At 60.4% G+C, this 14,788-nt stretch carries 13 protein-coding genes; 8 read left to right on the forward strand and 5 right to left on the reverse strand.

The genetic code is table 11. From position 1 onward, the window contains the following. The first annotated feature begins 109 nt into the window (after positions 1 to 109). The 4 genes from HMPREF3055_RS03970 (at position 110) to HMPREF3055_RS03985 (ending at position 4,295) form a co-directional block, all read left to right on the forward strand. Positions 110 to 1,045, forward strand: a complete 936-nt coding sequence (locus HMPREF3055_RS03970) for a carbohydrate kinase family protein (RefSeq protein ID WP_049350229.1) — start codon at positions 110 to 112, stop codon at positions 1,043 to 1,045. Between the two features lie 83 nt (positions 1,046 to 1,128). After that, a complete protein-coding gene (locus HMPREF3055_RS03975; RefSeq protein ID WP_246826892.1) occupies positions 1,129 to 1,737 on the forward strand; it encodes a YbhB/YbcL family Raf kinase inhibitor-like protein in 609 nt (202 codons plus the stop codon). 38 nt (positions 1,738 to 1,775) lie between these two features. Next, positions 1,776 to 2,588: an HAD-IIB family hydrolase gene (locus HMPREF3055_RS03980; RefSeq protein WP_070738111.1), complete on the forward strand. Its 813-nt coding sequence runs from the start codon at positions 1,776 to 1,778 to the stop codon at positions 2,586 to 2,588. Positions 2,589 to 2,780: 192 nt separating this feature from the next. Then, positions 2,781 to 4,295, forward strand: a complete 1,515-nt coding sequence (locus HMPREF3055_RS03985; RefSeq protein ID WP_070738113.1) for an ATP-binding protein — start codon at positions 2,781 to 2,783, stop codon at positions 4,293 to 4,295. Positions 4,296 to 4,418: 123 nt separating this feature from the next. On the opposite strand, the gene HMPREF3055_RS03990 is transcribed toward HMPREF3055_RS03985, so the two are convergent. The 5 genes from HMPREF3055_RS03990 to HMPREF3055_RS04010 form a co-directional block, all read right to left on the reverse strand. Further along, positions 4,419 to 5,753: a uracil-xanthine permease family protein gene (locus tag HMPREF3055_RS03990; protein WP_070738116.1), complete on the reverse strand. Its 1,335-nt coding sequence runs from the start codon at positions 5,751 to 5,753 to the stop codon at positions 4,419 to 4,421. Between the two features lie 256 nt (positions 5,754 to 6,009). Beyond that, complete coding sequence (locus tag HMPREF3055_RS03995) at positions 6,010 to 7,095, reverse strand: acyl-CoA dehydrogenase family protein (protein ID WP_070542372.1); 1,086 nt, start codon at positions 7,093 to 7,095, stop codon at positions 6,010 to 6,012. 30 nt (positions 7,096 to 7,125) lie between these two features. Further along, a complete protein-coding gene (locus tag HMPREF3055_RS04000) occupies positions 7,126 to 7,650 on the reverse strand; it encodes a DUF4242 domain-containing protein (protein ID WP_049326806.1) in 525 nt (174 codons plus the stop codon). Positions 7,651 to 7,897: 247 nt separating this feature from the next. Beyond that, a complete protein-coding gene (locus HMPREF3055_RS04005) occupies positions 7,898 to 9,088 on the reverse strand; it encodes a Fic family protein (protein ID WP_070738119.1) in 1,191 nt (396 codons plus the stop codon). Positions 9,089 to 9,420: 332 nt separating this feature from the next. Continuing rightward, on the reverse strand, positions 9,421 to 10,881 hold the full coding sequence (locus tag HMPREF3055_RS04010; RefSeq protein WP_049338608.1) for a peptide MFS transporter: 1,461 nt from the start codon (positions 10,879 to 10,881) through the stop codon (positions 9,421 to 9,423). A 310-nt stretch (positions 10,882 to 11,191) separates the two neighbouring features. Between HMPREF3055_RS04010 and HMPREF3055_RS04015 the strand changes: the two genes are divergently transcribed. From HMPREF3055_RS04015 to HMPREF3055_RS04030, 4 genes are all read left to right on the forward strand, one after another. Further along, positions 11,192 to 11,524, forward strand: coding sequence for a rhodanese-like domain-containing protein (locus HMPREF3055_RS04015; protein WP_005504230.1), 333 nt, complete (start codon positions 11,192 to 11,194; stop codon positions 11,522 to 11,524). 27 nt (positions 11,525 to 11,551) lie between these two features. Beyond that, positions 11,552 to 13,108: an anthranilate synthase component I family protein gene (locus tag HMPREF3055_RS04020; protein ID WP_070738122.1), complete on the forward strand. Its 1,557-nt coding sequence runs from the start codon at positions 11,552 to 11,554 to the stop codon at positions 13,106 to 13,108. Between the two features lie 65 nt (positions 13,109 to 13,173). Continuing rightward, the gene (pyrE, locus tag HMPREF3055_RS04025; protein WP_005504234.1) at positions 13,174 to 13,755 is read left to right on the forward strand and encodes an orotate phosphoribosyltransferase; all 582 of its coding nucleotides are present in this window, start codon (positions 13,174 to 13,176) and stop codon (positions 13,753 to 13,755) included. A 122-nt stretch (positions 13,756 to 13,877) separates the two neighbouring features. Next, the gene (locus HMPREF3055_RS04030; RefSeq protein WP_239662183.1) at positions 13,878 to 14,654 is read left to right on the forward strand and encodes a TrmH family RNA methyltransferase; all 777 of its coding nucleotides are present in this window, start codon (positions 13,878 to 13,880) and stop codon (positions 14,652 to 14,654) included. Positions 14,655 to 14,788 lie beyond the last annotated feature (134 nt).

Raw genomic sequence — 14,788 nt, forward strand, 5'->3', positions numbered from 1 at the left:
CACCCGCCCGGCAAGCCAACACAAGCCCTCAAAAGGAAAAGTAAAACCACTTCAAATACCCACAAAAACACACCCCACGACATGGGAAAACATAGGTAAAATTGAAACCATGTTGACTGTAATCGGTGAAGCACTCGTAGACGTCGTCCACCAGCACGACGGAGAAACCCGCGCCTACCCCGGCGGATCGCCCATGAACGTAGCCGTCGGCGCACGCCGCCTCGGCCACCCCACCAACTTCGTCGGCCACTACGGCCCCGACGCCTACGGCAAGAGCATTGACGCACACCTGGAAGCATCCCAGGTAACTCTGCCCTTCGAGCACAGTGCTGAACGCACCTCCGTCGCCCAGGCAACCATCGGTGCCGACGGCGCGGCAGAGTACGAATTCGACATCACCTGGTCCCTCGAATCCGTCGCCGAGAAGCTCACCGAACTGGCACGCACCTCCGACGCAGTGCACACCGGCTCCATCGCCGCCATGCTCGAACCCGGCGCGCACGTGGTCGCCGCAGCCTTCGAAGCAGCCCGCGACAGCGCCCTGCTCAGCTACGACCCGAACTGCCGCCCCACCCTCATCCACAACGTTGACGAGGGCCGCGCTTGGGCTGAAAAGTTCGTGTCCCTCTCCACCGTCGTGAAGGCATCTGACGAGGACCTGCAGTGGCTCTACCCCGACCGCTCCCTCGACGACACCGCACGCGCTTGGCTTGACCTCGGCGCTGAGCTGATGGTCATCACTCGCGGCGAGGACGGCCCCATCGCCTTCACCAAGAAGTACCCCGAGGGCATCAGCCAGCCCGCACACCGTGTTGAGGTTGCGGACACCGTCGGCGCCGGTGACTCCCTCATGGCGGCGCTCATCGCGGGCCTGCTCGACCGCGGTATCGCCGGTGCTGAGGCGCGCGCCAAGGTCGCCGCACTGACCGCCGAAGACATCGCCGACCTGCTGCGTTTCTCCGCAACCGCAGCCGGCATCACCGTCTCCCGCGCGGGCGCTAACCCGCCCACCCGCGAAGAACTGACCGCCGTACTCAACGGCTAAATAATCTACGCCTCGCCGGCGGATAGCTCACTCTGTCCGCCGGCGTCGCCATATCCACCCGCACCCCAACGCTGAGGAGCACCATGACCAACATCGGCACCGCACCCCTGCCCCGCGAACCCTACGCGGGCCTGCCCGAACTGCCCGAATTCACCCTGACCTCCACCGACATTCAGGACGGCGGCACCGCCCCCGAATGGATGCGCTCCGCCCTCTTCGGCGTGGCGGGCGGTCAGGACCGCTCCCCGCAGCTGTCCTGGAGCGGATTCCCCGAGGGTACCAAGTCCTTCGTGCTGACCTGCTTCGACCCGGATGCGCCGGTCCCCAGCGGTTTCTGGCACTGGACTGTCTCCAATATTCCCGCCAACGTGACCAGCATTGACACTGGCGCGGATGCACCCGCCGGCGCCCTGACGCACCGCAACGACGCCGGTGTGGCGGGCTTCCTGGGTGCTGCCCCTCCGGCTGGTCACGGCCCGCACCGCTACATCTTCTGCGTCACCGCCGTGGATGTGGAGAAGCTCGACATTGACGAGAACGCCAGCCCCGCCGTCGTGAACTTTAACCTGCTCGGCCACGGCCTGGGTCGCGCGTTCCTGACCGTCACCTACGCGGAACCGGCGGCACAGCGGCATAGCGGCACGCCGGCACAGTCTCACCAGACCCGCGCCCTGACCAGTACCGTACACTGACCAGCACCGATACACCCCACCATTGAAGGCATATCTGCATGATTAAACTCATCGCCAGCGACCTGGACGGCACCCTCATCGGGCACGACTTCCGGTTCCGCCCACGGACCTTGCGCGCCCTCGAGGCCGCCCGCGCCGCCGGAATCGACATCGTTTTCGTCACCGGCCGCCCGAGCCGCTGGCTCACGCCCCTGCGCGAGCAGACCGACTTCGACTCCTACGCCATCTGCTCCAACGGGGCGGTGGTGTACCACCTGGGCGCGAACGAGGTGGAAGAAGTCAACGGTGCAGACCCTGCGGTGATTGCCCGCGCCCACGAGCTGCTGGAGCCCATGTTCCCCGACGCCACCTACACCCTCGAAACCGTGGATACCGTCTACATTCAGGGCCCGCACGACGGCGGTGAGGTGCTTGAGGGCGCCCGCGTCGTGGAGGCGAAAATCGCCGAAGCACTCGAACGTATCGGCTCAACCCCGGTCATTAAGTACCTGATTCGTGTGCCCGGCATGGACCCCGATATTCTGCAGGCGCGCGTGCATCAGGCGGTCGGTTCGCTGGTGTCGGTGACCCGCGGCGTGGTCGGTGAGCCGCTCGTGGAGATGGGCTCTAAGACCGTGAATAAGGGGCGGATTCTGGAGAAGTTCGCGGCACGCCATGGCATTGAGGCGCACGAGGTGATGGCGTTTGGTGACATGCCGAATGACGCGGAGATGCTCTGCTGGGCGGGGGAGGGCTTCGCGATGGCGTCGGGTCAGCCGGCGCTCATTGCGAAGGTGGGGCGTACCTGCCCACCCTTCGATGAGGACGGTGTAGCGCAGACGATTGAGGCGATGCTCGCCGAACGGTCCTAGCCGCCTAGCACTAGCTATCCAGCACGAGCCATCCAGCGCTAGCGGCTAGGTGAGCCTCTGCAGACATAACGTAGACATAACTTAGACATAAACTTTTATGTCTACACATAAAAAATTTGAGTCTAGACATAAAAATTTATGTCTAGACTCAAATTTTTGTGTCTGATTTGTGTCTAGACTAAAATTTTTTGTATGAACAACGTGGAATGGACCCCCGAATGGCTTGCTGAAACCATCAAACTACTGCGCACCCACGGTAGCGATACGCAGTTTATTGAGGTTAAAAAAGCCCACGGAGGCTACCCGGGAAGCCTAGACGCAACCCTGAGTAGCTTCTCCAATAGTTCCACGGGCGGAATCATTATCTGCGGCCTCGACGAGAATAATGACTTTGCACCTGTAGGCGTATACGACCCTGCAGACCTAGAAAAAACCCTCGGCAACAAGCTCCGCAGGGGCCTCAAGCCTCCGAACACCATGGAATCTGGCACTATCCTCTATGAAGGCACCAAAATCTTTGTTGCCACAATTCCTCCGCTGCCTCCCTACGAACGACCCGCCTACATTGGCGGTAAAGCGTACGTGCGTTCCGGCGACGGTGACCACGAAATGAGCCGCCACGAAACCGACCTGATGGTGGCTCAGCGGACACGCACCGGATTCGATGAGGAGCCGGTGGAATACACCTCCATAGCTGACCTAGACGAAGGCCTCAAAACTGCTTATCTGCGAGACGTACGCGCTAAATCACGCCGCCTTGCTGGAAGCTCCGATGAAGAAGTGCTCCGCCGCAAGGGAATTATTGCCCTCGGAACCGACAACCTTTCCCTTGCCGGCCTGTACGCCTTGGGTTCTTACCCCCAAGAGTTCAGGCCCTCGCTCAAAGTCACTGGAGTCGTCATCGACCCAAACGGTAAAGCTCGCAACCTCGACAAATTCGAGGCGGACGGCCCCATCCCCGCCATGCTCGAAGAGACTCTGGCATGGATCAATCGGAACCTGGCACACCCGGTTGTCGAGCTGTCCAATGGGCATCTCATCAACGGGCAGGAAGTACCCGATATTGCCCTTCGTGAGATTCTGTCGAATGCACTCGTACACCGCAGCCTCAACCCCAAAGCAGATACCGAAGAGGTGCGCGTCAGGATTTTCCCTGACCGGATTTCTGTAGAAAACCCCGGTGGTCTATACGGAATTACCCTTCAGCGCCTGCAAGAGTACGGCGAACGTTCCCGTGTGAACGACCGCCTGTACGACATTTGCACGCACGTAACAACCCCTGAAGACGGATACCGAGTCATTGAGGGGGAGGGTAGTGGCATCTATACGGCGCAGGAGGCGGTGCGTCAGGCAGGGTTGAAGCCCATCAAGTTCGTTGATGGGGTCATTCGTTTTACCGCGATGATCAGCCGGGAACCTCTAGTTGGCGATAGTGCCGCCGCCGGTTCACTGCACCAGAAGCCGGAAGTAGACCCGAACCTACCGTCATCTACGACTCCTGGCACTCGTCAGGAGACGGTGCTCCTCGCCCTGCGCTCGCTACGCCACCCCGCCGGTATCGACGACATCATGGGTGCTCTACCCGGGCCTTTTGCCAAGCTGCAGAAGCCGCAGGTCCGGTACGTTCTGACGAAGCTTCTTCAGGAGGGTGTGATTGTGCGTGAAGGCGGTCGAGGCAACCGCAATACGACATACCGGCTAGCCTAATCGAGCCTAGCCTAATCGAACCCTGCACATACGAAAAGTGGCCCGGATGGAAACCAATCCATCCGGGCCGCTTTTCTACGCCCTATGCATCAGGAGAATCACTCCTGCCAGGCGGTAAGGAGCCTAGTGTCCCTCAGCGCTCTTCTCAGGGTCGAAGGGCTCCAGCGGGTCGCCAGCAGCCTTCGTGGACTTCGCGAGGAAGGTCATCAGGTGGAAAACAATCAGGGTCGCAGCGGTACCCAGAGCAATACCCGCGAAGGACAGCTGATCGAAGGTCCAGGTGTAATCCGCGATACCCACAATCAGTGCCACAGCGGCGGTGGTCAGGTTGATCTGGTTCGAGAAATCAACGCGGTTCTCGCTCCAAATACGAACACCGAGCATACCGATCATGCCGTACAGAACGGTTGCGGCACCGCCCAGAACACCCGCGGGAACGGTTGCAATTGCCGCACCGAATGCGGGGAACATGGACAGCGCAATCGCGAAGATAGCCGCCACCCAGTACGCTGCGGTGGAGTACACCTTGGTTGCAGCCATCACGCCGATGTTCTCAGCGTAGGTGGTGGTACCGGAACCGCCGCCCATACCGGCGATGGTGGTTGCCAGGCCGTCCGCCATGAGGGCGCGGCCCGAGTAGTCGTCGAGGTTCTTGCCGCTCATCAGAGCAACAGACTTCACGTGACCGATGTTCTCAGCCACGAGCACCAGAATCACGGGGATGAACAGGCCGGCGAGCTCCCAATGGAACTCGGGGGTCTGGAACTGCGGCAGGCCAATGATGCCCTGGGTCTGCACAGCCTTGTCAATCTTCGAGAAGTCCACCTCGCCGCGAATCACAGCGGTGATGTAGCCAATGCCCACACCCAGCAGGATGGACAGGCGGCCAATGATGCCCTTGAACAGGACCGAAATCAGGATGATGGAGCACAGGGTCACCAGCGCGGTCACCGGTGCCACCATGAAGTTGTCCTTAGCGCTGGGCGCCAGGTTGAAGCCAATGAGTGCCACAATCGAACCGGTCACGACCGGGGGCATGAGCTTGGTGAGCCAGCCGGTGCCAGCGAACTGAACAATCAGACCGACCAGGAACAGTGCCACACCCGCCATGACGATACCGCCGAGGGCACCCGCCGGGCCGTGCGAGCTCTTGGCAGCCGCGAGGGGCGCAATGAACGCAAACGAAGAACCCAAGTAGGAGGGGACGCGTCCGCGAGTAATGAGCAGGAACAGGACCGTGCCGAGACCCGAGAAGAACAGGGTGGTTGCCGGCGGGAAGCCGGTAATAATCGGCACGAGGAAGGTTGCGCCGAACATTGCAACCACGTGCTGCGCGCCAATGCCGATAGTAATCGGCCAGGCGAGGCGCTCGTTCGGGGCGACGAAGGAACCGGGCTGAATGCTTCGACCGTCGCCGTGAATCGACCAGTCAAAGCCGAGAAGTTTAGAGATGCTCAAAGGGAGCTCCTGAGGTGAATGTGGTGGTGTATAAAATTCCACATAATTCTACGCGCATATGGGTGTAGGTCACAGCTAAACGCCTATAAATATGAGCAGAGATACGTTAATTAGGGCATAGTCTTCTTTTATTGTGGGCTCCATATCCCGTATATAGCCCAGAATGCATCAATACCCCGTATATGCAATTCAAAGCATATACGGGGTATTGATGCAAAGAGCGAATAAAAACACTCGCTATACGTAGCTCATTAGCTTAGAGAGCGTCACGCAGGTTCTCCAGGTGATCGTAACGCGCCAACTCATATCGCAGGTGACCTTCGGTCGGCGACTGAACCGGCAGGAACGACGCCTCACGCAGGCGACGAGCAGTCGGGGAAGTAGCCACGTAACCGGCGCCTCCAACAACCTGCAGCTCAAAGTGAGTAGCAATGGTCGCAAAGTGCGAAACACCCAAACGCAAGCTCAGCAGGTCACGACGCTCAGCACGCTCCGGCTCAGACGCCAGACGAATCAGTTCCTCACGCAGGCTCTGGTACTCGGTCAGAATCAGCGGGAACTCAGGGCGGAACACGCCCTGAGAGACGTCCAGGTGCTTAGCAGCCTCCTGCAGGGCGCCAGCGGCAAGACCCAGGCAGAACGACGACTGAACCAGCAGGAACGGCGCGGTCACATCGTGCAGGAACGCCTCAATATTGTCGCTCAGAATGTCCTCGCTCGGAACGAAAACGTCCTCGAACTTCAGAGTGCCAGACTCGGTGCCGTTCAGTGCCAGCAGGTTGCGGTGGTAGTCAACGCTCAGACCCTCAACGTTCTGGCGAACCGTCACGATGTAGCGGTTCGGGTGGCTCTCCGGGGCGTTCTGCACAGCCACCGGAAGAACAATCACGCCGCCCGGGTACAGGTTCGACGCCCACGACACGGAACCGTTCAGCTTCAGACCGCCCTCAACGAGAGTGCCCTCAACCTTAATCGGTGCCAGGCCCGAAGCCTCCTTGTACGCTGCCGCCATCGCGGTGGTGCCGCTGACGGTTGCATCCGCCAGACCCTCGGGCAGCTCGCGGCCCACAGCGTCAAAGAACGCGATGGTGGAGCGGTGAGCCCACAGGGAGAACGCAGTGGAGGCATCCTCGGTGGCAAGGTCGAACGCTACCGAAACCTGGGGGACCAGGGAACCGCCGTCACGGCCCAGAGTAATCAGGCCGTCCTTAGCGATTTCGCGCAGGTTCTCGAAGGGGGAACGCTCGCCACGGTCAACCGCGCTAGCGTGGGTTCGGGCGAGGGCGAGCACCTGCTCGCGCTGGGGGTAGTCGTAGAGGGGTTCGAGAGTGAACTCGGACATGGGGTTTCTCCTAAGCGGGGAGTGTCACATCTATGCGTGCAGCTTGAACAGTCGGTCAATGGGGGTGCTGACGGCCTTACGGGCGCGAACAACAGCTTCTTCGTCGGGTGCGTCGTAGAAGCAGAGGCACTTTGCGGTGTCTTCGCGAACGTAGGTGCGCAGGAAGGAAACCTCGGGTACTTCAGCGTACTTGGGGGCGTTTGCCTTCTTGCGGGTCAGGTACTGTTCCATGGTGATTTCTGCGGGGATGTCCCACTCAACCAGGTAGTCTGCGTCCTTCTTGAGCTTCTTGATGTCTTCGAGCTCTGCGCCGACCAGGCGGACTGCGTCGGGGCCTGCGACGGCTGCGCGCTCACCGATGGCTGCGGTGAGGTCGGGGCCGAATGCGGTGCTCTCAGCTTCGACGATGACGAAGACAATCTTGTGGTCTGCGGAGACCTGGGTTTCGATGAGCTCTGCGCCGTGGCTCAGGGACGAGTTGACGGTCTCGATGAGTGCGGTTGCTTCGTCCTTGGACGGCTGCGCGGGGGTCAGTTCTACCAGGTAAAGTGCCATGATGTTCTCCTCGGCTTAGGGTTGAAGGGTTGTTCCGGAAGGGGCCTTCCGGTTTGTTATGGATTCACCTTAGACCCGTGGTTGAGGGCTGTCTAGTAGATTTCTGTTCGTGGCTTAATACGTCCTTTTTGACTCTAATGTTCGTCATGTGTGTTCATGCGGAGACATAAATCGTCACAGTTCCGTGCATGGGAACCCGCCTACAGCCGCAGAATTTTCGCGTGGGTTATCGAACCCGGAGGCGCATCTATCCGCGCCGTCCCGCTCGTGCTGCAAAGTCGTCGAGGGCGCGGTTGAGAGCGGGGACAGTCCACACTTTTTGCCCCTGAATTTTGACGCGTTCTTCACGCAGAATTTGCAACTCCACCATGCGGTTGAGGAGGCGATACACACTAGCCCGGGACCCCCGCGTGTGTTCCTCCACCATGCGTGCGGTGAAGGCGGGCTCGGTACAGCACAGGTCGGTGAGGGAACGCAGGAGAGGGGTTTTACGCTGGGCAATGGACAGCACCTCATCGCGCAGGGTTTCAATGTCTTGCGCCAGGATTTCTGCGTTGGTAATTGCCTTCTGTGTGGCGTCGATGAAGAGCTCGATGATGGGCTCGGCATCGCCTGCACGGTAGTCGGTGAGCGCCTGAATGTACCCATCGGTATCGTGCAACAGCCCGGAGGAGACGGGCAGAATCACGTGGCGGGTGACGCCGCGGGCGAGCAGGAGCGCGGAGATGAGGGCTCGCCCGGTTCTGCCGTTGCCGTCAGTGAAAGGGTGAATCGTTTCAAATTGGGCGTGCGCGATAGCCGCCTGCGCGAGGGGGTCAATATCGCGGCGGTTCATGAAGGCTACAAGGTCTTCGAGGGCGGCAGGAACCCTCTCGTGATGCGGCGCCACATAGTCGGCGGTTACCGGCGAATCGCCCTTAATCCACACCCACTGGGTGCGGAGTACGCCGGAGTCCTGCTGTAGGCCGCGGGTCAGTTCGCGGTGCATCGCGAGGATGTTATCGACGCTAATGTTTTCTGCGGTGTTCAAGGCTGCACGCATGGCGTGAACGTTGCGTGCCACCAGCTCGGCGTTAACGCCAACTTTCGACCCGCTTGCACCCAGGACAGCCAGTGAGAGCTTGCGGGCACTAACGGTGAGGTTTTCGATCTGCGAGCTGGAGGCGGATTCGCCACGCAGAAGAACCGCAGAGAAGGGGATGCCGCCGATGTGGTGGAGCCGCTCATCGAAGCGGGTCATTGCGGTGGCGTTCTCCTGGAGGCGCGCTCGCAGTGCGGGGCTGAGTTCGACGTTGAGTGCGGCAATGGAAGCGGGTACGGCGCTGGAGAAGGTGCCGGAGTTGCGGCGCGTTGCGCGTCGGGAGGCGAGGGCGTCCCGGTGAACCCAGGGGGTTTGCGGCTCCCATGTGAGGGCGGGCCAGGTGGTGGCTGAGGGCATGGTTCCTCCTCCTGGGTGTCGTTAATGCTGGTCGTGCTTGAGGGGTCTTAATAAGACAATACACTTCAATTTTCTTATTAAGGCGCTTAATAAGAAAATCTGCGCGGATTGTCTCATTAAGGAACATGCTCCGAACGCCCCTCCTGAACCCCCCTCGACATTCCGGGGCTCCGACTGCCGGGAGCATACACCGGGGCATACACTGGAGCATGTACCAGGGCGTATAGTAAGGGCCCCGAACCCTTGGTAATTCAAGGATTTGGGGCCCTCACATCTACACGCTCACGCTGCCCGAAGCAGCGAGTTGGCAGTGTAGATAAGCAACTTTGCGGTTACTTCACGCCGCGCATCATCTTCTGAACCGGCTTGTGCACCAGGAACAGCAGAATACCGGTCGCGATGGTGATAATACCCATCCAGGTGAAGTAGGGAACCTCAGTCTCCATGCTGTAGAACGGAGCCAGCCAACCGGACAGCACGGTGCCCATTGCCACGGAGGTGAAGTACAGCGCCATCATGTTCACGCGGTGCGCCTTCGGTGCGAGCTTGGTCGCCAGCGAAATACCCACCGGCGAAATAATCAGCTCAGCGATGGTGCAGACGAACAGAATCAGCACGATCCAGCCGACGTTCACGCTCTGAACGCCTGCTTGAGCGAGGAAGATCCAGAACGCCAGGCCGATGATAATCAGCGCTGCGGAGAACTTCAGGGTGGTGACCGGCTGGCGGTCACCCCACTTGGTCCACAGGGCGGAGAACATCATGCCGAAGACGATGATGAAGATCGGGTTGATGGAGTTGACCAGGTTCGGGCTCAGCTCCATGCCCAGGATGTTCCAGTTGAGGCGCTCATCCGAGTACACCGCCATGACGGTGAACTGCTGCTGGTACAGTGCCCAGAACACGGCGTTTGCAATCCACAGGGGGATGAACGCGGTGACGCGGGAACGCTCATCGGAGGTTACGTCCTTGGCGCTCAGCAGCTGAGCGAACAGGGCGATAGCGCCGATGAAGATGAAGCCCATGACCCAGTTCTTGAGGTTGTCTGCGGTCATCAGACCGGTCGCCAGCAGGATGCCGAGAACGACGACGATACCGACCAGTGCCAGGAAGAAGTTACGCTTCTGGGCGCCGGTGAAGGGGGTACCCACGTGGTGCACAGAGGCGGGCAGGTTCTTGCGGGTCAGCGAGTACTGAATCAGGCCGGCAGCCATACCGATTGCGGCAAGGCCGAAGCCGAGGTGGAAGCCGCCGGTCTGCCAGCCCCAACCGGTCAGGATCGGGCCGAGCAGTGCACCGGTGTTCACACCGATGTAGAAGATGGTGAAGCCTGCGTCGCGGCGGGAGTCGTTGTCACTGTAGAGCGAACCGACCAGCACGGATGCGTTACTCTTCAGACCGCCGGAGCCGATAGCGACCAGCAGCAGACCAATCACCACGCCGGGGACGCCGGGGATGAGGGAGAGGGAGACGTGACCCGCCATGATGCCTATGGCGGAGTAGAATAGGGTACGCTCGGGGCCGAGGATGCGGTCACCGAGGATACCGCCGAGGATTGCCATGAGGTACACGACTGCACCGTACGCGCCGATAACGCCGGTGGCGAGGTCCTTGTCGAGGCCCAGGCCGCCCTTGTCGGCGGTGTAGTACAGGTAGTAGATCATGATGCCCTGCATGCCGTAGAAGGAGAAGCGCTCCCACATTTCTACGGTGAACAGGTTCGCGAGCATGCTCGGGTGGCCGAAGAAGGTCTTGGTGTCCTTGGGTTCGGCACCTGTGATGGTGTTGGACATGGTGGTAATTCTTTTCTGTGCAAGCCCGGGGTTCTGTGTGACCCGGGCAATATGTGTATAAGTGTATACCCTTGCCCATGCATATGTATACATGGCACGCACCTATATTTCACAGAATAAACTCTTATTCAGTGCATGAAAAACCATTTCGATTTTTTCGTATGCACTGCTTCCGAATCTCGCAAACCCCCAAATACCGGGCTAGATGCGCCACGCACCCCCAAAGCGCTAGAGTGGAACCATAACTATGCCCACCCGGCACCCCGCCGTGCCGACCGGCTCATTTTTAACCATTTCAAAGGAGAACCCCATGACCGCTGTACCCCAGGTTGACCCCCGCGACGTTCCCGCAGGCGCAACTATCATCGACGTGCGTGAAGACTACGAGTGGGAGGGCGGCCACGCCACCGGCGCCAAGCACATCACCCTCGGCACCATCGCTGAGCGTCTGGAAGAACTGCCCGCACCCGGCGAAGACTTCTACGTCATCTGCCACGGTGGCGGCCGTTCGAACCGCGCGGCAACCTTCCTGCGCGAACACGGCTACGCCGCACACAACATTGCGGGCGGCACCAGCGCATGGTTCGCTGCCGGTCTGCCGATGACCAGCGAAAACGGCGAAGCACCCGCAGTCGTTCACTAAACCGCCAGTTCGCCTGTACGCCATACAATGGAGTCCGTGACTGAAACTTCCGCGGACCGTATTTTTTCTACCTCGAACGCTCCCGCTTCTGCGTCCCCTCATGCCCTGCCGAGTATTCTGCAGAGCATCCCGTGGGATGCGCAGACGCGGGAGCTTGTCGTGCGCCCGCTTCCTTTCGCGGTGAACTGCGAGGAGGCGTACCCGCTGCTGAGCGGTGGCGCTGAGTATTCCTTCTGGCTGGATTCGGCGCGTGAGGAGTCGCCTATGTCGGTTGCCTCGTATGTAGGTGTGGTCCCGGCGCAGCTGTCGCCCTTGCGCGTGGATTCGGCGCGTGCGGCGGCTGAGTCTGGCGGGGAAGACCCCTTCGCCCAGTTGGAGGCGGCGCTCGCCCGCGCACCGCGCGTGCACCCGGATACCGCGGCGGCAACCGGTCTGCCCGCGGGTTTGCGTGGCGGTTACGTGGGCTATTTCGGCTATGAGGCGCGTGCCGCCATGGGCATGGAGCACGGCCACCCGGTGCCGGGCTATCTGCCGGCGTATGAGGCGCCGACCCCGGATTCTCTGTGGTTGCCGGCGGTCCGCTACCTGGTGCATGAGCATGCCCGCCCGGGGGCTGCGGCGCGTAGCTGGCTGGTGGGCGATGAGTCGTGGTGTGAGGCAGCGGAACAGCTGCTGAGCGCGGCGGGGAAGCGTGCCTCCGAGGGAACCCCCGTAAATACCCCTGAGCTCGCCGAGCTTCTGCTCTTCCCGGCACCCGCAGCGGAAGCCTACATGGATGCCGTTCGCACTAGTCAGCGCGAAATTTACGAGGGTAACAGCTACGAGGTGTGCCTTACCGCGCAGACGGTCGCGCGCATCCCCAATCCGAGCCCGGAGCTTTTCTTTGAGCTGTACCGCCGCCAGCGCGCCCACAACTCGGCACCGTATGCGGCGTATCTGCGGTGCGGTGATTTTTCGGTGCTTTCTTCTTCGCCGGAGCGTTTTTTGAGCGTGGATACGCACCGCAACGCGCAGACCAAGCCGATTAAGGGCACGATCGCTCGTGGCGTTACTCCGGAAGAAGACGCCGCGGCGGCGGCATGGTTGCGTACCGATGAGAAGACCCGTGCCGAGAACCTCATGATCGTGGATCTGCTGCGTAATGACCTGTCCACGGTGTCTGACCCGGCGTCCGTGCGCGTGCCCGTGCTCATGGGCGTGGAGAGCTATTCGACGGTGCATCAGCTGGTGTCTACGGTCAGTTCGCGTCTGCGTGAGGGAATTTCCGCGGTGGCTGCCGCGCGGGCGTGCTTCCCGGGTGGTTCGATGACGGGTGCCCCGAAGCCTTCGACCATGCAGATTATTGAGGGTCTGGAGGGTCGCGCTCGCGGCGTGTATTCGGGTGCTCTGGGTTTTGTGTCTGCGGATGGTTCGGCGAACCTGTCGATTGTGATTCGCACGCTCGTGGCGCACGATGAGGGCACGGTGACTCTTGCCGCGGGTGGCGCTATCGTGGCTGATTCCGACCCGACCGCCGAGTATGAGGAGATGCTGACGAAGCTGCGCGCTGCGTTGCCGCCGTCGGTGGGTCGCGTGGTGGAATAGCCTAGCGCTGGAATAGCACAGGGAATAGCCTGCGCCGCCTGCACGTGAGCCGCTACACTTGAACTATGACTAAGCTTTCTGAAAACCTCCCCATTGAAGAAGCCCGTGAACGCCTGCGCCAGCTGATTATGGAGCTGGCTGTGGTGCGCGGGCACGTGGTCCTCGCCTCCGGCAAGGAAGCCGACTACTACGTTGACCTGCGCCGCATCACCCTGCACCACGAGGCTTCTCGCCTGGTCGGTCAGGTCATGCTGGACCTGCTGGATAAGAACGGCATCGAGTTTGAGGCTGCTGGCGGCCTGACCATGGGCGCTGACCCGGTGGGTACCGCGATTATGCGTGCCGCTGGTGATCAGGACCGTGCGATTGACGCGTTTGTGGTGCGTAAGGCTCAGAAGTCTTACGGCATGGGCCGTCAGGTGGAGGGCCCGAGCGTTGAGGGTCGCCGCGTGGTTGCTGTTGAGGACACTTCCACTACCGGTGGTTCTGCGCTGACTGCTGTTGAGGCGCTGCGTAAGGCTGGCGCTGAGGTTGTGGCGGTTGCTGTGATTGTTGACCGTGCGACCGGCGCTAAGGAGCATGTGGAAGAGGTTGCGGGCGTTCCGTGCCTGTACGCGTACTCGAAGGATGAGCTGGGCCTGGACTAGTCTCTACTAGCTTGGACTAGGACCTCGTGAATTTTTAAGACGTTCCGCTGCGGCGGGTGAACCCGTGCCGCTGGCTACTGTGTGTGGCTGGTGGTGCGGGTTTTTGTCTGTAAGATGGCTCTGTGGGCGCCGGAGTGGCGCTGGTTGTTGGCGTGAAGGTGGTTGTGATGGTTGAGAATCGTGAGGCGGCTGAGGCTGTACCTGCTGAGGCTGTACCTGCTGAGGCTGTGCCTGCTGAGGCGGCTGTAGCTGAGGCTGTTGAGGGTACTGAGCAGGGTACTGCCCGTTTTGAGGTGGGTGTGGGCCCGTGGGAGGGTCCGTGGCCTGAGGGCGACCATTGGGATGAGGAGCTGCTGCGTGAGGGCGACCGCCGTAACGTGGTGGATAAGTACCGTTACTGGTCGATGGACGCGATTATTGCTGACCTGGATACGCGCCGCCATGATTTTCATGTGGCGATTGAGAATTGGCAGCATGATTTGAATATTGGCACGGTGGTGCGTACTGCGAATGCGATGTTGGCGAAGGAGGTCCATATTATTGGGCGTCGCCGTTGGAATCGTCGTGGTGCGATGGTGACGGATCGTTATCAGCATGTGCGTCATCATCCGACGATTGAGGATTTTGTGGCGTGGGCGCAGGCTGAGGGTCTGGAAATTATTGGTATTGATATTTTTCCGGATTCGGTGCCCCTGGAGACGTATGATCTGCCGAAGAGGTGTGTGCTGGTTTTTGGTCAGGAGGGCCCGGGTTTGTCGGAGGAGTTGCATGCGGCGGCTAGGGATACTCTGTCGATTGAGCAGTTTGGGTCAACGCGTTCGATGAATGCGGCGACGGCTGCGGGTATTGCGATGCATGCGTGGGTTCGCCGCCATGTGTTTGGCCAGATTCCGTCGTAGCCTGGCGGCTGTTTGGTGTTTAAAGGTTCCGATGCGTTGTGTGCGCGTCGGAACCTTTTTTGTTGGGGGTTTTTATTGGGGGTTTGGGTGATTTTTTTGTTAGAGTGGGGTGTTGAGTTTTTCACATGAATGTG

The organism is Rothia sp. HMSC061C12, assembly GCF_001815755.1.
Lineage (GTDB): Bacteria > Actinomycetota > Actinomycetes > Actinomycetales > Micrococcaceae > Rothia > Rothia mucilaginosa.

Bases quoted from the DNA above. Each gene is read 5' to 3' on its own strand.
- HMPREF3055_RS03970 (WP_049350229.1), top strand. From the start codon at position 110: ATGTTGACTGTAATCGGTGAAGCACTCGTAGACGTCGTCCACCAGCAC.
- HMPREF3055_RS03975 (WP_246826892.1), top strand. From the start codon at position 1,129: ATGACCAACATCGGCACCGCACCCCTGCCCCGCGAACCCTACGCGGGC.
- HMPREF3055_RS03980 (WP_070738111.1), top strand. From the start codon at position 1,776: ATGATTAAACTCATCGCCAGCGACCTGGACGGCACCCTCATCGGGCAC.
- HMPREF3055_RS03985 (WP_070738113.1), top strand. From the start codon at position 2,781: ATGAACAACGTGGAATGGACCCCCGAATGGCTTGCTGAAACCATCAAA.
- HMPREF3055_RS03995 (WP_070542372.1), bottom strand. From the start codon at position 7,095: ATGTCCGAGTTCACTCTCGAACCCCTCTACGACTACCCCCAGCGCGAG.
- HMPREF3055_RS04000 (WP_049326806.1), bottom strand. From the start codon at position 7,650: ATGGCACTTTACCTGGTAGAACTGACCCCCGCGCAGCCGTCCAAGGAC.
- HMPREF3055_RS04005 (WP_070738119.1), bottom strand. From the start codon at position 9,088: ATGCCCTCAGCCACCACCTGGCCCGCCCTCACATGGGAGCCGCAAACC.
- HMPREF3055_RS04010 (WP_049338608.1), bottom strand. From the start codon at position 10,881: ATGTCCAACACCATCACAGGTGCCGAACCCAAGGACACCAAGACCTTC.
- HMPREF3055_RS04015 (WP_005504230.1), top strand. From the start codon at position 11,192: ATGACCGCTGTACCCCAGGTTGACCCCCGCGACGTTCCCGCAGGCGCA.
- HMPREF3055_RS04020 (WP_070738122.1), top strand. From the start codon at position 11,552: ATGGAGTCCGTGACTGAAACTTCCGCGGACCGTATTTTTTCTACCTCG.
- pyrE (WP_005504234.1), top strand. From the start codon at position 13,174: ATGACTAAGCTTTCTGAAAACCTCCCCATTGAAGAAGCCCGTGAACGC.